This window comes from Amycolatopsis sp. MJM2582 (genome assembly GCF_000754115.1).
Taxonomy (GTDB): domain Bacteria; phylum Actinomycetota; class Actinomycetes; order Mycobacteriales; family Pseudonocardiaceae; genus Amycolatopsis; species Amycolatopsis japonica.
In genome coordinates this window covers 44,272-64,273 of the sequence record NZ_JPLW01000008.1, presented here as the reverse complement: position 1 = coordinate 64,273, position 20,002 = coordinate 44,272, and the positions used below count along the sequence as shown (strand labels likewise).

Here is a 20,002-nt window from a genome sequence, read left to right as displayed (position 1 = left end):
CGAACATCAACACGTTTACGTACCAATGCCTGTCACCCCGTAACGACCGAGGACAGTCGGACGACCCGTCATCGTCGCGGCGTAGGGCGAAGCCCGGCGCTCGGAAGCCCCGTGGTGGTGTGCTCGTCGGCGTGACGCCCAGTAGGAGGTCAACATGAGGCTGACAGTGAACGGGGACCACTTCGAGCTCGACCACGCCACCGTGACAAGCAGGCTCCGAGGACATACACCGCACTGGGTCGAGATCGAAGCAACCCGCTTTCCCGTCAAGCAAGCCCTCGAAACCGTCCTCGGGATCAGCCGCACCACCTTCACCTCCCACACCGCCCGCCACCAATTCGACAGGCTCGGATTCACCACCAGCACCGCCTCCTCCAACCCGACCACCAAGCAAACCCGCCCCTCTGCAGCCATCGAACCGGCCGTGCCGGATTACCGGTCGACGGTCGATGAGGCGGCGCGCGCATTCGCAACCCTGGTCGCATTCCTCCGCACCGGCCCACTCACCACCGGAATCAGCACCCTCGAACACAACCTGCTCAACGCCGACCGCACCACCGCAGGCGACATCACCGCCGCCGCCGGCCTGACCGAAGAACTGCTACACGCCGCTCTCACTGTCCGCCGCGACGTCGGCAGAGTCAGCGACGTCATCCACGCCACCGTCATCACCCTCGCCCTGCCCCACATCCTCGAGGACGGCGAAGTCGTGTCCAACCGGCCCTCCTTAGGACCAGGAAACGACCAGTCACGACCCTTCGACCTCGAGACCAACAAACGAGTCGCCGAGTTCAAGGTCGCCGTCTGGTCCGGCGGCGACATGATGCGCAAACGCGGCATCACCCAAGACCTCGTCCACCTCGCCCTGCACGAAGACCAACGCCGTCCGGAACTCTGGGTCGCCGGCACCGACCCGATCCGGTTCCTCCAGACCAGCACCAGCCCAGTAGGCAGCCTTTTCTCACGAGCCTCCCGCCGACAACGGGCCCGCTACGAAGCCCGCTACGGGAACAGCGACATCCCACTGCGCGACTTCGTTACCGAACACGCCGCCCGCGTGCAACTCCGCAACATCGCCGACGCGCTCCCTGCGCTTGCCGAGGCGTTCCTCTGACGTCAAGAGTGAACGGCCTCATGTCCTGTACTGGTGAACGAAGTCCGTCATTCCGTTGTCGGTCACCTCAGGTCCAGCGCAGCCTACGCACGGACATAGGTCTGTAACAACGAGCGGACCTCTGGCGACAGCCACCTGGCTGACAGACGAAGCGAGGTCTGCTTCGCGGATCGAAGGGGGCAGATTTTGAACAATGCGCGAGCACGTCTCGGCGCAATCCTCGTCACCGTACTGCTGGCACTGAGCAGCATCATGGTCACGAACGCCGCTCACGCGGTCCAGCCATTCACCAACGCCGATGTGGCGGACGCGGGCCTGGCAGAACTGGGGACGTCCCGTCCAACTGGCTGGAACCAGCCGGGCGAGTGCATCAAAAGCGTGCAGCGCTGGGTGGCGGCGGCCGGAGGCTACTTCGGCGGTGGTGGCATTATCAGCGGTTACAGCAATTCCGGCGCACAGGAAGTGGCGCTCGGTTCCGCGGTCAAGGGCGACGTCATCCAGTACACCAACGGCACCGGCAACGACCAGGATTGGTCGCACGCCCACACCATGGTCGTGATCACCAATCACGGCAATGGACGTTTCGACGTTGTCCAATCGAACTCGCCGGCGGGCTCAGGGCTCGTGACCCGCGCCGACAACATGGTCCCCGCTCCAGCGGCGGGCTGGGTATCGCGTGTCTGGCGGTTCGGGACTGTGCACAGTGGACTCGTCCCGAACCGGGTTGCTCTGCTCACCCCCGACAGCCGGATCTTCGCCAAGGACGATCTGGCCGGCGGCAACTGGCTCGATCAGAACACCGCGGCACCGGCGATCGACGTCGGCGGCCGCCGCGTCGCGCTCATCAACCCAGCGGGCCGCGTCTACGCCAAGGACCACCTCGGCGCAGGCGGCTGGCTCGACCAAGGCGCCGCCGCCGTGAAAGTGGTCGTCGGGTTCGGTGGTCGCATGTACATCATCACTCCAGACGGCTGGGTGTACGGCAAGGACGACATCAGCAGCGTTGGAGGCTGGCTCAATCAGGGCGCCCAGGCTGTCGATGTCGCCGTCGGCGTGGACCGGGTCGCCATCGTGACACCGTGCGGCGCGATCTACGCCAAGAGCAACCTCGACAACGGTGGGTGGATCCAGCAAAGCGACTGCTACACCGCCACCGACGTCGAGGTGAGCTCAACAGGACGTGTCGCGTTCATCCGTACCGACGGTGCCGTCTTCGCCAAGGACACCATCACCGGCCCCGGCGGATGGCTCGATCAGAACGCCGCCGCCGCTCAGCTGAAGCTCGGCGCGAACCGGCTCCTAATCCTGACACCGGACGGCCACGTCTACGCCAAAGACCACCTCGGCGCCGGTGGCTGGATCGACCAGGGCGCTGCCGCCGTGCAGGTCGCCATCAGCGACCAAGGTCGACTGGTACTGCGGAACTCAGCCAACCAGGTCTATGCGAAGGACACCACCGCTCCAGGCGGATGGCTCGACCAAGGAGCAGCAGCCATCAGCATCGCATCCTGACAACTTGCAAAGTACAAGGCCACACGCGATCGCCCCTCGACAGAATTTGAACGGATTCCCTCGAAGGGCGATCGCTGCGTGTGTGTGCTCGACCTTCGCGTGGTACGCCTCGACGACCAGGCGCGAATCGCGGCCGCACTGACACCAGCGACTCCGGCGAACGCCCCGACATCGTCATCGACACACACGCACCCGACGACCGCACCGCAGAAGCACCGATCATCAGCGTTCCCCTGGAAATCAAAGGCTCCTGGCACGATGCCGTCCTCACTGCCCAGGACACCCAACTCGCCCAGCGCTATCTCACCCACATGAACACCACAGCAGGCGTCTACGTAGTGGGCTGGAATCCCCTCGATCAATGGACCGTTCCCGTCGCACACGACCGACGCCAAACCAACGGTAGAAAATTGGCTCCTCAACCGAACTTCAATCCTCGTTGCAACATCAAGCCGCCGAGATCCAACACGCCGCTGCCCGTAATACCTACCCTTACGTACTCACAGTTCCGCGCGCAGCACCAGCTCCGTCATGACGCTGAGCGCAGCCGAACAACAGCTTCCACTCGCCCAGGCCGATCACCGAGGCGGCCTTCTCGCGCCTACCTGAATGTGGTTACGCTATCTGCGGCAATGAGCTGTCGAACCTCCTGATGGCGCGTAAGTATCGGAGCCATACTCGCGAATCGTGTCACGTAGTCGGCGTCGCCGACCAGCGTTTCCTGCGCACCGTGCCAGGCCCTCATCGCGCTCGTGAACCGTTCCCGTACCGGCTCCGATACGCCCGGCAGGTACCGGTCGACGAGCAGCTGATGGAGCGGCTGCGGCAGGTTCTTCTGCCGCACAGTGGGTATCAGTCCAGCAATGGCGTCGCGGCGGGCTTCGACCTTGCGGCGCAACAGGTCGAGCGGGCTTGGTCCATGGCGCAAACGCTCTGCTTCGCGGCGTTCGTGCTCGATCCGAACTGCGCCGACCTCAGCGAGTAAGCTCGGCTCGACACCGTCGCGCAGGGTGTCGACCGGTAGCGCAATCTGCTGGGTCGCTGCGATCGCCGACGGACGGATGGCCAGGGAGATCGAACCGGGTGACTCGAAGAGGTTGAGGTATCGGACGACGTCGGCGTCGCCGAGGTCGTCTTGGCTCAGGCGCGCGGCGTGCTCGGTGTTCTCGTCTCGCCAACCCCGCTCCACCACCAGGTCTAAAACGCGGAGTGCCACGCGGTACAGGAAGAATTGGGCGCCGCCGTCGTCCTGGTCGCTCATTCGGCGCAGCATCGACTCGATCGCCGCTTCGTAGGTGCCAACATGCAGGGCCTGGTTCTCATGACGGGCCCTGGCGTTCTCGGCCGCTTCCGAGGACATGTGTTCCCGGTGTGCATCGAGGGTCGCGGCGGGCATCGTGCGGCTCCCCACGGGCCAGTCGGAGTACGTGCTGGTGTGATACCAGGCAACACCGGTGAGGTAGCCGTCGTCGAGGGCCGGGTCGGCGGCGTCGCGCAGGGCCATCACGGCTCGCCCGAAGTGGATGCTGGCGCCACACCCGTGGCACGCGATGTGCGCCTGGTTGATTTGCTGGTGGTAGTCGGTGCTGGTCAGCGGGGTAAGCGCCGGGCAGGCCGAGCACGCCATGTTGTAGTCATAGTTGAACGTCACCGGTCTCTCAGCCAGGTCGCGCATGACTCATTCTGCCTGTCGTGTGATGGCCCGACGTGAGGCGACCTCGACGCCCGGTATATCCGAACGACTCCGAGATTCAGGCTGTCCAGCGGGCGCTGGGTAGCGGTGCTGGTTCGGCGCCGCCACCCAGCTGGATACCCACCCAGCCCAAGCGAGTCTCGGGCGCCTGGATCGTCGCATCCAGCACCGACAATCCAGGCAGGCCGCCGCGTCACGCAGGCAGGTTGTACATCGCCAGGTTCGTTGGACACGCTGGCGACACCGGCTCATTCCGTCGCGTCCCGGGCCCAGAGCACGACCTCGGTGTGCGCACGAGGGTCGCCTTGGACAACACGTCGTGAGGGCAGTAGACAGCAGTGGCCCCGCCGGTCATGGTCGGCCACTGCTGTCGTGTCCGGTGCTAGTCAGAATCCAGTAGCCAGTTCACGATCGCGTGAGCCACCCCGGTGAGCACGCCTTTCAGCGCAGCGGCGATCAGGGTGACGCGCGCGTGGCGGGTCGGCTTGTCCGGCATCGACATGATGTCCTCCTGGCAGTGGTTGTTGTTTGTCGCCAAGGAGGGTGGAGAGGACGCTGCCGGTGAGCGAGGGAATGCGGCGGCTGCGGGCAACATCGGGCTACGCTGCTGGTCGAAGCCATGACCGTTGTGTTGGATGCGGGCGATGAGGGCACCGCCGACTGTCGGAGGACGCGCATGGCCAAGAGCAGGGCGGGGTTGCGAAGGCTGCAGGAGGAACTGCGTTCGCTCGAGGCTCGTGCGGTCGAGGCCCGTAAACGGCAGGGAAAGCCCTGGTCACACAGGGAAGCTGTGAAAGAGGCTAAACGTGACCACGGCGGCGGGAAGCTGGATGCCCGGCGAGTCGGGGAATGGCTACGGGAAGCTGGTCGGGCGCCGCGAGACCCGGATCAGGTATGGGCGCTGGTGCAAGTCTGGTCCGCGTGGGCGGGAGAGGGACCAGGGCGTCAGGAGGAGAGGACCTGGCGGCATCTGGTCGATAACGCACAGCCGGTGCCTGAGCGCGGCCCGGATACCACCGAAGACAACGATGACCTCGTCGCGCAACTCAAGGCACTGCTACACCAGGAACCCTCCGGAGCCTCGCGGCACCATTGGTACCCGCTGGAGAACGGATTGTTCCCCGTGCTTGCGGACAGTGACGCTGCCAGGCGGTACTTCGTTTCGTTGTTGGTGGAGTCGGTGATCCAAACGTTCGGGAACGAGCCGGCACGGTTCGTCTTCGTATTGTCCGTGGGATCGCGCGGTGAGGAGGGACAATCATTTCCGGTCTACTCGATGTGGAGTCACCACCGGGAGTTCGTCGCCTGGGCTGACCATAGGCACGCAACCGGCATGCGAAGAATGATCAACGCTCGTTTGAACATGTCGAACGCGGAAGGCCTGGCCCGCGTTCTGCAGGACCTCGTGGAGTCCGGCCAGACGATGGCTGGCTGGAGGTGGGAGGGAAAGTTGGGTTTTGGTCCAGCGCCCGCCCCGCACGTGGTTACCTATGAGCCGGCCATACGACGTGTCCTGATCGAGCACGACACCGCCGCCTACGCGGATCCCGAGGAGTACGACGAGAAGGTGACCACGACCTCGGAGGCGCTGCGCTACATGTGCGCAGTGGGGAATCGCCCAGCCCCCGCGATCACCAGCTTCGACCGGTTTGTGGGCAACCGGCCGCTCCTGCAGTTGACCACGTACCTCCTCGATCAGCGCACATTCGACTTCGCCCGGTTCCGAGTCCTCCGGGACGACCCGGAAACATGGAACTTCCGCTACCCGGAGGTCGAAGCGGAGCTCACCCGGCCTACGTGATCTGCACGCACCACCCACCAGGCGAGAGCATCAACGCCCGACCGGCAGCGTCCCGTCAACGACACCGCGGAATAACCGGACGAACAGGACACCGCCTACGGCATCCCGGTCATTCCTCGACATCGTCTCCCTGGCCAGCCGTCTCATCGACCGCGGCGATGTCCTGGCCAGTGATCACATCGCCATCGCGCTGTACCGGGTCCCCGGCGACGACGTGTGCTTCCTAAGCGAAAGCCTGTCACAGGACGCCGTCGCCAACTGCCGCGTTCCCGCGCCATCGGCTCCCCGCCGGGCCGACGGGGGCCGATGGCACCGGCGGCTGGTCGGCGAAGTCGCCCCAACCGATGTTCTCGGCCGGCGGCAGGGTGTATCGCAGTGCCCCCGTGACTGCGCGCGCCCGTTTGATGCGAGGCTACTCGTCAGAGCAGCCAGTTTATGGAGGTAGGCAGTGGAGCTTCCCGGCCCCGATCACGCAAGGATGCGGGCGGGCACTCAGCTGGAGGCGGCCCTGGTGTCGCCGCAGCGCCCGGCGGCGACACCACCGCAGCAATCGACATCGCCGATCAGATGGTGAACCGCGGGCTCGTGACGACTTGGCGCGGACAGCTGCTGGCATCGACCTTGATGGAGCTGTCCCGGCAGCAGATCACGACAACGGGTTCGGCTACTGATCCGTATGCGAAGCTGGCACATCACCTTGTCGCCATCGGCGTGTGCACGCAGGCCGAACTCGAGACCGCCTTCATGGCGCGAGTGCTGGTCATGGGCGTGGACCAAGGCTGGCTGGAAGGGGCCTTGTATGACCGGCTGGAAGCTGCAGGGGGCAACGACCCGTCGTTCCGGGCGCTGTTGGCAAGAATCGAACGCTGCTGAACGCTGAGCCGTTAGTCGTGGCTTAGGTTCGTGGTCATCGCGTCATAGAGCCCGCCAACCGGTTCTTCCTTGACGGACTGGGCGATAGTTGGTGACGTCGGCCTGGAAGCTAGGCACCGCGCGACGTGGATCTGATCTCAGGTAGGCAATCGATCCGTCCGGCTCACTTCTCGTTCCGGAGATGTGGACCGTCACCCTCGCCAAGGACGTGCCGTGTCACGATCAGTGCTTGGCTGCGGCGGGATGTCAGGTCGCGAGCGAGTTTCGATGTTGCGGAGGTCGAGCAAATGGAGTCAGGTCATAGTGACTTCAGCGGAGCATCGGTTCCGGACTTGTTGGGCAGGTACGCGATGATCTTGCAGGAGCTGCACGACCGGGGTGTCGTCAGGACGAGGAACGCTCCGCTGGGCGACTATGCCGAGTACCTCACCGCTCAGGTCTACGGCGGCGAACTGGCGGCGAACTCGGGCAAGTCCTACGACCTCCTCGCCGCCGACGGTCGCCGGGTCCAGGTCAAGGCCAGAGCCGTCGGCCCCAACACCAGGGCCAGCGCCATCTTTTCGGTCTTCCGATCCTTCGATTTCGAGATCGCCGTGCTGATCACGTTCGAGAGCGCCACCTATGCACTGCGCTGGGCACGCGAGGTGACAGCAGGGGAAATCAAAGCCGCCGTCCGCCACGACCCACACGTCAACGGGCATCGGATCACGATCTCCCGCGGCGCTCGACTAGGCCTGGACGTTACGACGCGGTTCCACGCCGTCGCATCGGCGTAGTCGACCGGATAGCGTGGGGGCTCAGCTCAGTGTTGGTACGTGGACCGGAACGAACCGGCGATTCGAACTATCCCACCAGAACGCGTGGATCTGGTTCCACAACGTAGGTAACCGCCACTGTGGCGCCATCTGCGGGGCTACACCGTTGAGGCCAGGAGTGCCACCCACACCGATCAGGTACCCGGTCGGCTCGAGTACCTGCCTCCACGGAGCCCAGTTCGGCTCGCCGATGATGACAGCAACGATCACGTCGGCGCTGAGCCTCAACGCCGTGTAGCCCGGTGGGAGTGGAACTCGCCATTCCCGCTCGTGCAGCCAGTCGTTGGTGAACGCATCGAACTTCACCGCCCAGTCCCGTTGTTCCGGTGTCAAGGTCCGGTGCTGAGCTTCGCGGGTATACCAGACCGGTCCGCCGCCGACATCGTAAAGACGCTGCCGGTCGAACAGCAGCGCCCATGGCGGGAACCCACGGTCGGTGAGCAGCCAGTGCAGGTGTTGAATGGGGCTTTCGGAGAAACACACCATCCGGTTTGAGGCGCCGAACGGCACCGACCCTCGTAGCCGCTCCTCCCACAGCATATTCGCCAGCCGGTCCGGCACCGACATGGAAGCGATGCTGGGGTCCAGCTGCGCGGAAATGCCGGTGCCCGGTGGCCTACCGCAGAAGTGATAGATCTGGTTGGACTGCGCCGGGCCGGGGTCGCGCAGTTGCATCGTCGCGACGGTCATGGCGTAACGGCTCCCCGGCGGCAGAGCAAGGCGTTCGAAGGAGGCGAGCCGACGTTCTCGCCCCTCGCGGGGACAAGCAGCTTCACGGTCTCCGACATAGACGTCACATTGGTAGCCCACACACCGGACGCAGCCAAAACGCTAGCGTCACCGTTGGGACGGCCGCCTCCAGAGCCCTGTCCAAACCCACTCTCGCCCACCGAACCACCCACCTCACCCACCCTTGTCGACGAAACGTCGTGGACAACGGACCGGTCGTTACGTTCGGTTCAGGTTGGACCACGACGGTCATGCCTTGGATGTTCGCGGCTTACTCGCACTCGTCCCGGCTCCGATCCGAGGGTGTCCAATCATGACCGGACTGAGGCGGCGCGCTGGCGCCGAGCTGCAGTCCGGCCGAATCTGTCGGTGGCGGTCGGTACGATGAGGGTGTTCGGCGCTTGAGGCGAGGGTTCCCTCGGGCTGGGTTCTATCTATGCGTACCTGATCGCGGTAGCGATCATCCTGCTTTTCACTCACGTCGCCTCCTACATCAGCGCCAAGCGGGCGGACAGTGAGCGTCGAGGAGGTTGTCACATGACGCTTTTCATGAGCGTTGCACTCCTGACCATGTCAGGAGTCGGATCGAACTGGGTAGCGGCAGCGCTGCCATCCTGGTCTGAAGCGACGAGCACGAAGACTGCCCTTCCGGCCGTTGTCACGCGATGCTTCGCAGCATGCTCGGACCTGCAGGTTCTGGACGTACCGACCACTTCTCACACCTCTGCCGCGGCAAGCGGTGGCCGGCCCCACCAGCCGCATGATGCCGCTGGCGACTTCGGCGGCCGCCACCCTGGCGCGATATGGTCGGCTCTCGTCGAACCGGCGCGCCCAGTGGACCGCAACACCGACTGCGAGGTTCCGAGAGCTTCGTCGACACCGCAGACTTGCGATTAGCTCCGCTTCCCGCAGGAGCGGGCCATCGACCCCGCCCACTGCACGGGCGGGAAGTGTGTTTGCCGTGACTTCTGGCGTCCTCGGCCGACAAGCCACCGAACGTTCTGCTAACGCGTGCAGTTCCCAAGCGGCCTTCTGTGTGGCAGAAGACCGCAGAGTGCAGTATGGATAGTCTCACGCGATGGCGATCATGTGGTCACGAATCCATGTCGAGCTCGGGCTGACAGCTCCGACACCCTTGACCTACGACATGGTGGCGCAGGCTGTCACCCATCGGCTTCGTGAGAATGAGGACCTGGACTGGAAGCAGGACCTCGCATGGAAGAAGGACCTTCCGCCTGACGTCAAGGCGAAGAAGAAGGCTGAGTTTGCCAAGGACGTTGCCGCAATGGCCAACACGCGAGGCGGGCTGATCGTTTTCGGCGTCCGAGACGAGAACGAGGAAGCCGCCGAACTGACGGGTGTGGAAAACGGCGAACGTACTCGTCAGTCTCTGCGGGCCCTGGCCTGGCAGGTGAGACCGTTGATCGAAGGCCTGCTCATCGAAGCACTCGGTGCAGACGAGGGGCAGGAGGGGCTGATCGCCGTGTATGTGCCTCCCAGCCCGGATGCTCCTCATCTGGTCGGTGAGAAGAACGAAATGGGCGTTCCGTACCGCTATGGAACTGACACCAACTGGATGTCGGAGGGTCAGCTCGAACGAGCCTATCGTGAGCGCTTCTCGCGTCGCGCTGACGACCGGACAACGTTGGGCGCCTTGATCGATGGCGTGCTTCCCGAGATCGACTTGACCACGGGAGCCTGGATAGCGCTGGCGGCCCGGCCCGTTGCCCCCTTGCCGCTGCTGAGCGGTTCTCCAGACCGCGCGCAGGCCACCGCCACCATGAAGAGGACGCTGCACCTTGCGTCCGAGCTGTTCGGGACCGAGCAGGGCCGGGTCGCGACGCTCAACCAACTCTCTGCTGAATCGGTGAACAATCCGCGGACCGGCCTGCGACGCTGGGTCATCCGGTCAACTCCCTACGCGCCGGATCCTCACGAACTGAGCGACTGGGCCTGGGTGGAACTTCACCACGACGGCTCCATCGCCCTAGCGATCGAGCTGCGGGCATTCTTGCCCAGTGACAACATGTTGGACGAGGACACCGGGGTCTGGCACGTACCTGTGAGGATCGTCGACGCTGTGATCGTCGAGGCGATCGCGCTCGCATCGACACACGTCCGCGGCCTCGGTGGAGTCGGTACGATCTTGACACGGGCAGCTTTGCTGAGAGCGGAAAGCGACCAGGCGCCCCTGATTGCGATCGACGGTCGTTCAGGCGGGTGGACGACCTCGTACTTCCAACGCGTAGAAGGGTCGCGATCGTTACGCAAACCCGTCGCCGTAGAAGCCGAATTCTCGGCAGACGATGATGTCGCCGCCCTGCGCGCCGTAGCCTGCCAGCTCGCCGACGATATTGACCAACAGTTCGGCATACGCGCCTCCACCATTCCCGGCTAGGCCGGGCCCAGGAAACGCCGTTTCCGAGCAGTTGGTGAGTGGCGGGGTCGGAGTGCACTCGCGTAACGATGCCCGCGCACTGCCTCGCGGGGAGCGCCGACGTGGACGACGCCGCGTGAGTAACGCTGCAGCCGCGATGGGCGACTTGCCGACGTCCGATCGGCGCACGAAAGGGACGGCTGTGACGAGTGTCTGGGATCGAATGTCGGTGCTGGAGAAGGTCGTCGACGTTCTCCAGCAGGTGACCCCTGAGCCGCCGGGCCACCACCTCGGCCGCCCTTACGCGACGGCCTACCAGCTGGCCATCGCGCTCGACACGAAGTATCCCGAGGTCGCCCGTGGGCTGGGCTTCGAGATCGGTGGCGCCGAAACCGGGCGGCGCAACAGCCTCGCGCAGTACCTGGCTCAGCAGCTGTCGTCGCATATCGCTCGCGACGGCGACACGAGCGCGGTCGAAGGCGCCTTCCTGTCCTGTGACCACGTGACAGCCATGGAATTCGTCGATGCCCGCGGCGGTCAGCATGCCAGCAGCCTCATCGACAGTGGCTTCCCGCTGACGATGTTCCGTATCCGCCCCCACGACCGCCAGCCATGACCACCGCACCGGCCGTGCAGAAACTGGTCGACACCGCCACCGGGCTCGACATCCAGCCCCCGCCCGCCGGTGGGCGCACCTGCCGCTCTGCGTGCTCGACGCAGTCTTCTCAATCAACGCCCGCTACACCAGCACCATCGCGGTCTGCGACCGCTACGCGAAACACCAAGGCCTCCTGCCCCACCTCGTCGACGTAGCCGACCTCGCAACAGCCGCCGGTACTGCCGCCGAGCAGCCCGTCGACGCGCTGGCGGATCTGGGGAACCTGCTCGGGCCAGCCCGGCTCGCCACCGACATCCTGCACAACCGCGGCCGCACCAGCGCACGCGGCGGCGTGCACAAGGCAGCCGCCGCCGTGCGCTACGCCGAAATCCTCGCCACCTCCGACGTGCACACACTCGACGACGTCACCCTGCTCCTAGCCGACCTGCCCATACTTAACGCCGTCGAAAGCCGACTCCGCAAGGTCCCAGGGAACGGCCATCACGACATCCGGATCGGCTACCTCTGGATGCTCTTCGGCGCCGACGAACAGGTGAAACCGGACCGGAAGGTACTTCGCTGGCTGCGTCGTACCCTCGACCATGAGGTCGGCGTCCCCAGCGCACGACAACTGCTCACCGACGCCGCTGCCGCATTCGGCTGCAGCCGATGGGAGCTTGACAACGCCATCTGGCGGCGCGGCGACGCCGCACCGAGGTCCGACTCAGCGCGCAACGCATAATCATCGATTACCTGGAACTGGTCGCACCAGATGGCGACGACCCGACCTCGTGGTGGTGCTACCCACTGGACCTCCGCGGGCTGTGCTCATCGACCTGGACCTGCGAGGGCGCCGTATCGGTTCCGCTCGGTTCGACGACGCTCACTAGGTCTCAGGGGTCAGGGGTTTTCCGCTTCGAACTCGCGGACCGCGGCCTCGGCCTCCCTTGAGCCCGGTCGCAGATGTGTGTGCGCCTCCCCCTGCTCATGACCCCTCTGCAACCACTCCATGAACTCGCGACGGCGTTCCTCGCTTGGCATCCGCCGCCTCAGCCATCCTGAGTTCTCGAGTTCCTGCTTGTTCCCGTCGCTGATTCGCTGCCGACGGAGCATGTCGTTCTCGTCGCCCTCGCCGTACTTCTCCTCGTAGTAGTCCTTGTCACGAGGCCCCCCGGACATGGCCATCGCGGACGCGCCCGCAGTGATCCCAGGGTCGCTGGCGACCGCGGCTGGAATCGTGTCGACCGCCACGATCACCAATTGCCCTCGCGATGTCGCCAGCACCACGCCCGCCCCAGGCGGAGGTGGGCCTGGTAACGGACTGCCGCCACGCGGACCGCCACCGGCGGTTCGCATGATCAAGAACAGGATGGCGTCGACTTCGACTTCCGCCACCGCGCGGGCGAACTCGTTGCCTGCGGCGTTGATCTCGGCCTGTGTGGTCGCGTTGCGTGCATCCGCGAAATTGATCAGATGGTTTGCCGCCCGGAACAGACCTGTCCCGATGAAGACGGCGGTCAACCCGAGCGCGATATCGGCCGCCCAGCCGACTGGGGTGAACTGCGAGGCGATGAATACCGCAGCGAACGTGATGACCGCGGCGACCAAGGCCTCCGGCGTCAGGACGGTGAGGATCTTCTCCCGGACCGCCGCGTTGATGTCAGCCCGGTGGAACGCTTCCACCAGTCGTTCGGTCGGCGTCATGGCAGCAATCTGTTCGCCGGACAGATCCGGCCCTTGCGCGACGGGCGCCCGCGGCCTCGGCGCTTGACTGCTGTTCGGACCGGCCGTGGACGCGCGAGGGGCGCCGGGCCTTGTCAGCTCGGCGATCTGAGACCCGGGCCCGACCGCCGGATTGCTTGTCGCGCCGACGTGCATGTAGTTGACCTGTTCGTCGGTCAGTTCGGCGAGCTTGCGCAGGATGTCCTGCCTGTTGAATCCGTTGAGCAGCTCGGCAGTGTTTCTGAAATCCCCAGTCTCCGTCGCGGTCCGGAGAGCGGCACGATAACGCTCGTCGAGTGACGGTCCCGCGACAAGCGGCTCTCGTTGTACCGCCAGCAATTGGCACGCGGCTTGGTTCCCGGCTGAACTTTGCAGCCTGCTGATGGCCGACGGATTCAGATGTGCCCCAGCGACACCGGCAACGCTTTCGGGTGACCTGCCGCGCCGCGTCACGTCACCCTTTGGGTTTGGAGACAGGACGGGCGTGTCGTGCTGCTGCCGTGACATGGATCCTCCCATCGCCGACAGGACTGCTCTCCAGTTCACCACAGCGCCGAGGGGCAAGGCAATCAGCACGCTCGGAGCCTGCCCAAGAGGGCAGTCGAATTCGCCTGTTGAGGCCCGCGATGACAGCTTGCCCCATTGCCGATTGAATAAGGGACGCCGGTCACTGACAATCTCAGCGATTGGGCGTCAAGCTTCAGACTTCACCGGGGCAAGTGGCATATACCAGGGGGTTGTGAGTGATAGAGAGGGTTGCTGTGAGGTAAGATAAAGGTGGCGTGCTGGAGCTGGCGGCATGAGCGGGCTCGCTACAGAGCCTGACACCACTGCACTATCGATAAAGGTCACATTTCGAGATTACGGCGCCCGATCTAGGCATTTTGCGTGACTTCGGGCGGGGCGCCGCGATCGCCCGGCAGCTGGGTGCCGCGGGCACCACGTGATCGTCAACTACCGCACCGACTCCGACGGCGCCATTGGCGTCGTCGACGACATCGAGGCCGCGGGCGGCACGGCGTCGAGCGCCCGCGCCGACGTCACCGACCCCGAGGCGGCCGACGCTCTCGTGACCGGAATTCTGTCCCTGCGTGGCTGGATCGTGTATATCGGCAGTACCGCGCCGGACTACGTCGGAGAAGGCCTCCTCGCCCACGGCACCGCGGAATCCGCACTGACGACGTTCGCCCGTCACGTGGCCGCGGAGAGCGGACGCGACGGTGTCAGTGTCCTGGTAGTCGTGCCCGGGGCGGTCCGAACCCCGGCGACAGCGGGAATTCTCGCAGGCGTCCGTGGCGAGGTCCTCGCCAGGGAATCGGTGCTCGGCAGGAATCCTCGAACCCGAGGACGTCGCCGCCGCGGTGGTGCTGGCCGCCGATCCAGCGCTCCGCCCGGCCACCGTGACAGTGCTCCGCGTCGACGGCGGCTGGTCCGTCCTCGTCTGCGGACCGGCGAGCTAGGCCGGCCCTGGCGCTGTCAGGCGGCGGAAATTGCACGAAGAAATCCATCGGGTTTGAGACTGGGCAGCCGACGAGGCAAGGAAGTGCGGTATTTGACGGCAATCTGGAAGTCCCCGGCGAATTCCGTGTCGGCGGCCTGGAGTCTGCCCGGAAGGCTCCGAACAGACGACAAAATTCCTGCCCTGCGCGATACCGACGTAACAGCAAGGCGGCGCTGACTTCCGACTGAGCGGACCACTCGACAAGCACACCCGCCTTTGAACCGCCTGCAAGTTCGGACCGAATCCTTCATTGACATACTCGATGCCGGTGTATGCGAAGACGCCGAACAGTCGATTGACTCGGGGTGGGCCTCGTGGGGTACTGGGTTTTCATTCTTCGCAGGAGGTCGAGCGGTGCGCGTTCTTCTGGTAAAACCTTCCGTTCGTGGATGCCGGGTCGAAATCGGCAGGCATATTCCGATCGGGCCCGCCTATCTGGCGTCGTGCCTGCGCGATCGCGGACACGAGGTCGTTCTGTTCGACGCGCTGTCGTTCACCGAGGACAATCACATCGTCGATCCCGAGGCCTACACCGAGGTCGACCGGCTGAAGATCGCCCGGCACCCACGGTGGCGACATCTGGTGCATTGGGGCGCGAGCTGGGAACGCGTCGGACGAGCGATCCAAGACGCCGAGCCGGACGTCGTGGGCATCTCCTGCATGTTCACTCCGTACTACGAGTCGGCTTACGAGACCGCGAGGCTGGTACGGAAAATGGCTCCGGACGCGTTGGTGATCTTCGGCGGCCAACATCCGACCGTGGCACACCACCACGCGTTGCAGGAGCCGTCTTTCGACGTATTCGTACGCGGCGAAGCCGAGTTCACCTTGCCCAGCGTCCTTGACGCCGTTGGCACCGGAGCGCCGTTGACCGGCATTCGTGGCCTGGTATTCCGCTGTCAGCCACGGTTCTGCGGTTGCGACCTCGCCGGTCCCGGCGTGCACGTCACGCCCGCCGCGCCACAGGTCCCCGACCTCGACGCGTTACCACTGCCGGCGACCGACCTGCTCGACTTCGATCGCTACGAGCGCGCGACGACGCTCATCACCAGCCGCGGCTGCCCGTTCTCCTGCACTTTCTGCACCGTGCACGCCACGGTGGGCAAGGCGTTCCGGTACCGGTCACCGGAATGCGTGGTCGCGGAGATCCGGCACTACGTCTTCGACCACGGTATCCGTGAATTCCGCATCGAGGACGACAACTTCACGTTCGACACGGACCGAGTGCGGGGGTTGTGCCGGGCGATCAAGGCCGCCGGTCTGGACATCGACCTGCACCTGCCCAATGGCATGACCGTCGTGAAGCTCTCGCCCGAACTGGTCCGGGATATGGTCGATGCCGGTTTCAGGAGTTTGTTCCTTGGCCTGGAGACCACCGAGCCGGCGAGGTTACGCAAGCTGCGCAAAGGATTCACCTCGGTGGAGAAGGTTCGAGCCGGAGCAGGATGGTTCCTCGATCAGGGTGTGGAAGTCAGCGCGTCACTGATCGTCGGCCTGCTCGGACAAGACCTCACCCGTGCCGCGCAGGACGCCGCCCGCCTGGCGACGGCGGGGCTCGGGTTCGGCTCGAATCCGTTCTACCCGATTCCGGGTTCGACCGATTACGAGAACTGCCTCCGGCACGGGATCATCGCGCACGACACGGAACTGGGCTTGTTCGAGGGCTTCAACTTCGCGGTCGGCAGCGACCTGCTCTCACCTGAAGACGTCTATTGGGCGTGGGTGTACGCCCAAGCGCTGTCGTTTTGGCCGGGCTATGTCCTCGAAGGCGTCGGCCGTCCGGAACATGAGGCTGAGGCGTCGATCGAGACCACGCTGAGCGGACTGTCGGCTTGGCACTCGAAGCAGTCCAGCAGAGCGGATCGGTTCGAACTCCTCGCCGCGCCGGGACGAGTGGTGGGCAGCACGGTCGAACTGACCGAATCCGGCTGCTTCTGCCGTCTGCAGAAGGTACGTGAACTGACCGAGGGCGGCGGCCCTGCCGACTTCTGCGCCTGCAGCGGCGACATCGTCGCCGCCGCGGCAGGGCTTCATCACGGCCGTCCTCTGTCGGCTTACCAGGTCTCCTCCGCAGTTCGTGACCCCGGGCGGTTGTGCTCGTTCGACATCCGGACGGGTGGAGCCGCGGCGGCGCGAGCCGTGCACGCGGCCTACGTGCACGAGCTCAGAGCGCTGCTCGATCAGCCGGTCGAGGTCTGAAGCCGCCACAGCACGACAGCATCACGGCCGAACCGCCGGAGTAGTTCCGGTGAGCCGTTCACCCACTCGTCCCGGTCGCCGGATATGTCGAACTCCGGCAAGGGCTCGAGGACGTGGAACGACCAGGTCCAGACTTGCGCCCAGCCCAGCGAACGTCCCAGCTCGGCCAGCCTGATCGGGTCGCGGTGGTGGATCGGCAGCCCTTCCTTCCCCGTGGCGGCGCGCGCGACCTCGTCGAACCGGGCCCGATCGACCCGATGCGACTCGACGCCGTGCTCGGTCATGCGGTCCAGGCTGAACTTTTCGTCGCCGACAGGGGCTCGGGTGCAGGACAGCATCAGCACACCGTCCGGTGTGATGAGCTCGCGGATCGAGTTCAGCAGCGGCACCAGGTCGGCGGTCGGGATGTGTTGGATGACGTGACTGCACAACACCAGATCGAAAGGGCCTGCCCGCAGCTCGTGAAGGTTTCCCACCTGGGTGACGATCTCGGCTGAATCACCCAGCTCGCGTGCCACTTGGGCCGCCTTGGCCAGCCGGCCCGGATCCGGGTCGATCGCGGTGACCCGTCCGGCCAGCTCGGAGAGCCACGGCAACATCCTGCCCGGCCCGCAGCCCACGTCCAGGGCCCGCACGCTGTCTTTCGGGCCGAGCAGCTCTTTCAGCTTCTCCGCCGCGCGCGCCATGGCACGTTCGTCACTATGGTCCCAGTAGCCGGGGTGCGGCTCCGCCTGCTCGATGAAACGACGAGTAATGCGATCCTCGTCGTCCGGATACGCGTAGGCACTCGACGCCACCATGGGCTGCCGGTCGATCATGAGTCCGTTCCCTGGATCGCGCTGATCTTCTCCGCCAGCGTCGTGGCCTCAGATCTTTCCAGCTGCACGAAGATGGTGCGACCGCGCTGCCATGCGGCGAGCGCCGCGGCATGATCGTCGGCGGCGAAGGCGGCGTCACCGAGGTGGGCTACCGCGGTGGCTTCTTCGAAGGCCATGCCGACTTCGTGGAACAGCTCGACCGCCCCGCGGTGGTACTTCATCGCTTCGGCGGCCTTGCCGAGGTTGCGGTACGCGTCGCCGATATGGTCGAGAGTGAAGGCCACACTATGCCGCTGGCCCAGCCCCTCGAGCACGGTGAGGGCGGCCTTGCAGCAGGTGAGGTTCTGTTCGTGGTCGCCGACGAGGCCATGTAGCCATCCCACGGTGTTGAGAGCCTCAGCCTCGCCGAAGCGATTACGACAGCTTTGATGGATCTCCAGCGCTTGCCTGCCTTTCACCAGCCCCTCGGCGTACCGTCCTTGCCTGGCCAGCATCCAGCTCATCGAGTGGAAGGCATGGGCTTCACATACCTGGTCCCCGAGTTCTTGGAACACCGCGAGTGCCCGCTCGATCTGGTCGTAGGCTTCGGCGTTTCGCTCACGTTGGGCGTAGGCGTGCCCGAGGTTGTACCTCATCCGGGCCTCTCCGGCACGATCGTTCAGTCGCCGAGCCGCCACGATCGCCTTCTCGGTGATCGCGATCCAGTCGTGCCAGTGCACTTGCCGGTCCATGAAAGTGGCGAGCGACCACGACAACTGCCACGTGTAGCGGTCCAGCTTCTCCTCGGCGGCGTGGTCGGCAGCCGCGAGAAGACAAGGGTATTCGGTGGTGAGCCACGCCATCGCTTCGTCGTAGTCCCGGAACTGTCGCGGATCTACCCGCTCGTCGTGCGGTGACAGCACGATGGGCTCGCGGTGCGGATACAACTGCCGGTCGGCGGCGACCGCGGAATGCAGATAGAAGTCCAGCACTCGTGCGACAGCCCGCTCGCTGTCCGGTCGGCTCCCCTCCGCCGAAACCCGATCGCGCGCATACACCCGCAGCAGGTCATGAAACTGGTAGCGGCCCGGCTCGAACTCTTCCAGTAGGTGAGCGTTGACCAATTGCTTGAGCAGCGCGCGGGTTTCGCGGAGGGACGCCCCGCCCAGGGCGGCGGCCGCCGGCACGCCGATGTCCGGCCCAGGATGCAGGCCGATCAGCCGGAAGAGCCTCGACGCCTCCGGTGTGAGCGCCAGGTAGGACCAGGAGAACACGGCCTGCAGATTCACCTCGACCTCGCCGAGATCGAATTCCTCTAGTCGGGCCCGCCGATCACGCAGCTCGGCGACCAGACCGGCGAGCGTGACCGGGGCGTTCGCAGCGGCCCGCGCCGCCGCGATGCTCAACGCCAGTGGCAGGCGCGCGCACAGCTCGATCAGCGCGTCGGTCTCTTCGGGTTCCGCCGCCACTCGTTCCTCGCCGATCCTCGCCGCGAGCAGAGCCCGCGCCTCCTCGAGAGTGAGCAGTCCCAAAACCAGCCTCCGTGCCCCCTCCCGTGCGACGAGACCGTCCAGCCGGCTCCGGCTGGTCACGATCACCATGCAGGACGTGCCGCCGGGCAAGAGCGGCCGCACCTGGCCACTGTCGCGGCAGTTGTCCAGCACGACCAGCATTCGCCGTCCGGCCACCAGGCTGCGGTAGAGCGCCGCCTGTGCGTCGAGGTTCGCGGGAATGCGCGAGGGCGGCACCTCGAAGGCGTCGAGAAATCCACGCACCACGACCGCTGGATCCAGCGGCTCGCCCGCGGGGTCGAAACCGAACAGGTTCGCATAGAGCTGACCGTCCGGAAAGCGGTCCCTCGCTCGATGCGCCCAATAGATCGCCAAGGTGGTCTTCCCGATTCCCGCGGAGCCCTCCACGGCCGACACCACCACCATGCCAGTGACGGCCGCCTCGTCCAGCATCGCGGTCAGCGCGTCCAGTTCGGCTTGCCTGCCGATGAAATCCCGCACCGCGACCGGTAGCTGGCGCGGAACGACGGCCTTGCGCTCGGGCACTTTGATGGTGACATCGCCCTCGATGACCCTCGCTTGCACAAGAACCCCGTCGACGTCGCCGACGACCACGTTCCGCGCTCCGTCACGGTCTCCGTCGAGGATGTCTGCTGGTTGATCGGCACTCACCGCTCGTGGTCCTTCTTCCGACTCGGCGGGATACGGTCGCCTTCACGCGGACAAGCACCGCATCACGCAACTGGTGGAAACACGCGAA

15 protein-coding genes are annotated in these 20,002 nt (G+C 65.3%); 10 read left to right on the top strand and 5 right to left on the bottom strand.

All coding sequences use genetic code 11. From position 1 onward, the window contains the following. Positions 1-166: 166 nt before the first annotated feature. On the top strand, positions 167-1,114 hold the full coding sequence (locus tag ED92_RS37765; protein WP_152611124.1) for a PE-PGRS family protein: 948 nt from the start codon (positions 167-169) through the stop codon (positions 1,112-1,114). 186 nt (positions 1,115-1,300) lie between these two features. Continuing rightward, the gene (locus ED92_RS41520) at positions 1,301-2,626 is read left to right on the top strand and encodes a hypothetical protein (protein WP_152611123.1); all 1,326 of its coding nucleotides are present in this window, start codon (positions 1,301-1,303) and stop codon (positions 2,624-2,626) included. Positions 2,627-3,227: 601 nt separating this feature from the next. Here the strand turns inward: ED92_RS41520 and ED92_RS37755 are convergent. Continuing rightward, positions 3,228-4,301, bottom strand: coding sequence for a hypothetical protein (locus ED92_RS37755; RefSeq protein WP_037347125.1), 1,074 nt, complete (start codon positions 4,299-4,301; stop codon positions 3,228-3,230). A gap of 694 nt (positions 4,302-4,995) precedes the next feature. Here ED92_RS37755 and ED92_RS37750 point away from each other — a divergent pair. The 3 genes from ED92_RS37750 to ED92_RS37740 all read left to right on the top strand — a co-directional run bounded on the left by ED92_RS37750 (position 4,996) and on the right by ED92_RS37740 (position 7,769). Then, positions 4,996-6,120 (top strand): hypothetical protein, encoded by a 1,125-nt coding sequence (locus ED92_RS37750; protein WP_152611122.1) that lies wholly within the window; start codon positions 4,996-4,998, stop codon positions 6,118-6,120. A 435-nt stretch (positions 6,121-6,555) separates the two neighbouring features. Further along, a complete protein-coding gene (locus ED92_RS37745) occupies positions 6,556-6,993 on the top strand; it encodes a hypothetical protein (RefSeq protein WP_152611121.1) in 438 nt (145 codons plus the stop codon). A gap of 350 nt (positions 6,994-7,343) precedes the next feature. After that, positions 7,344-7,769, top strand: a complete 426-nt coding sequence (locus tag ED92_RS37740; RefSeq protein ID WP_235213486.1) for a hypothetical protein — start codon at positions 7,344-7,346, stop codon at positions 7,767-7,769. A 21-nt stretch (positions 7,770-7,790) separates the two neighbouring features. Here ED92_RS37740 and ED92_RS37735 read toward each other — a convergent pair whose 3' ends face one another. Beyond that, positions 7,791-8,498, bottom strand: a complete 708-nt coding sequence (locus ED92_RS37735) for a hypothetical protein (protein WP_037347117.1) — start codon at positions 8,496-8,498, stop codon at positions 7,791-7,793. A gap of 1,117 nt (positions 8,499-9,615) precedes the next feature. On the opposite strand from ED92_RS37735, the gene ED92_RS37730 reads away from it, so the two are divergent. The 3 genes from ED92_RS37730 to ED92_RS37720 all read left to right on the top strand — a co-directional run bounded on the left by ED92_RS37730 (position 9,616) and on the right by ED92_RS37720 (position 12,254). Further along, entirely contained in the window at positions 9,616-10,935 is a 1,320-nt protein-coding gene (locus ED92_RS37730) for a helix-turn-helix domain-containing protein (protein WP_037347113.1), read from the top strand. A gap of 202 nt (positions 10,936-11,137) precedes the next feature. Then, positions 11,138-11,530 carry a hypothetical protein gene (locus ED92_RS37725; RefSeq protein ID WP_037347110.1) on the top strand — a complete coding sequence of 131 codons (393 nt, stop codon included), beginning with the start codon at positions 11,138-11,140 and terminating at the stop codon, positions 11,528-11,530. 91 nt (positions 11,531-11,621) lie between these two features. Beyond that, positions 11,622-12,254 (top strand): hypothetical protein, encoded by a 633-nt coding sequence (locus ED92_RS37720; protein ID WP_052121155.1) that lies wholly within the window; start codon positions 11,622-11,624, stop codon positions 12,252-12,254. A 158-nt stretch (positions 12,255-12,412) separates the two neighbouring features. Here the strand turns inward: ED92_RS37720 and ED92_RS37715 are convergent, their stop codons facing one another. Next, complete coding sequence (locus tag ED92_RS37715; protein WP_152611120.1) at positions 12,413-13,741, bottom strand: hypothetical protein; 1,329 nt, start codon at positions 13,739-13,741, stop codon at positions 12,413-12,415. Between the two features lie 436 nt (positions 13,742-14,177). Between ED92_RS37715 and ED92_RS37710 the strand changes: the two genes are divergently transcribed. Both ED92_RS37710 and ED92_RS37705 read left to right on the top strand, forming a co-directional pair. After that, on the top strand, positions 14,178-14,912 hold the full coding sequence (locus tag ED92_RS37710) for an SDR family oxidoreductase (RefSeq protein WP_200882800.1): 735 nt from the start codon (positions 14,178-14,180) through the stop codon (positions 14,910-14,912). Between the two features lie 39 nt (positions 14,913-14,951). Beyond that, the gene (locus ED92_RS37705; RefSeq protein ID WP_081976036.1) at positions 14,952-16,934 is read left to right on the top strand and encodes a radical SAM protein; all 1,983 of its coding nucleotides are present in this window, start codon (positions 14,952-14,954) and stop codon (positions 16,932-16,934) included. On the opposite strand, the gene ED92_RS37700 is transcribed toward ED92_RS37705, so the two are convergent. Continuing rightward, entirely contained in the window at positions 16,916-17,752 is an 837-nt protein-coding gene (locus ED92_RS37700; protein ID WP_052121153.1) for a bifunctional 2-polyprenyl-6-hydroxyphenol methylase/3-demethylubiquinol 3-O-methyltransferase UbiG, read from the bottom strand. The two genes, ED92_RS37705 and ED92_RS37700, sit on opposite strands and share 19 nt — an antisense overlap. After that, positions 17,749-19,914: a tetratricopeptide repeat protein gene (locus tag ED92_RS37695; RefSeq protein WP_152611119.1), complete on the bottom strand. Its 2,166-nt coding sequence runs from the start codon at positions 19,912-19,914 to the stop codon at positions 17,749-17,751. Before ED92_RS37695 ends, ED92_RS37700 begins: the two co-directional genes overlap by 4 nt. Positions 19,915-20,002 lie beyond the last annotated feature (88 nt).

Coding starts and splice junctions, on each gene's coding strand:
- ED92_RS37755 (WP_037347125.1), bottom strand. CDS start 4,301: ATGCGCGACCTGGCTGAGAGACCGGTGACGTTCAACTATGACTACAAC.
- ED92_RS37750 (WP_152611122.1), top strand. CDS start 4,996: ATGGCCAAGAGCAGGGCGGGGTTGCGAAGGCTGCAGGAGGAACTGCGT.
- ED92_RS37745 (WP_152611121.1), top strand. CDS start 6,556: ATGGAGGTAGGCAGTGGAGCTTCCCGGCCCCGATCACGCAAGGATGCG.
- ED92_RS37740 (WP_235213486.1), top strand. CDS start 7,344: ATGATCTTGCAGGAGCTGCACGACCGGGGTGTCGTCAGGACGAGGAAC.
- ED92_RS37735 (WP_037347117.1), bottom strand. CDS start 8,498: ATGACCGTCGCGACGATGCAACTGCGCGACCCCGGCCCGGCGCAGTCC.
- ED92_RS37730 (WP_037347113.1), top strand. CDS start 9,616: ATGGCGATCATGTGGTCACGAATCCATGTCGAGCTCGGGCTGACAGCT.
- ED92_RS37725 (WP_037347110.1), top strand. CDS start 11,138: ATGTCGGTGCTGGAGAAGGTCGTCGACGTTCTCCAGCAGGTGACCCCT.
- ED92_RS37715 (WP_152611120.1), bottom strand. CDS start 13,741: ATGTCACGGCAGCAGCACGACACGCCCGTCCTGTCTCCAAACCCAAAG.
- ED92_RS37700 (WP_052121153.1), bottom strand. CDS start 17,752: ATGATCGACCGGCAGCCCATGGTGGCGTCGAGTGCCTACGCGTATCCG.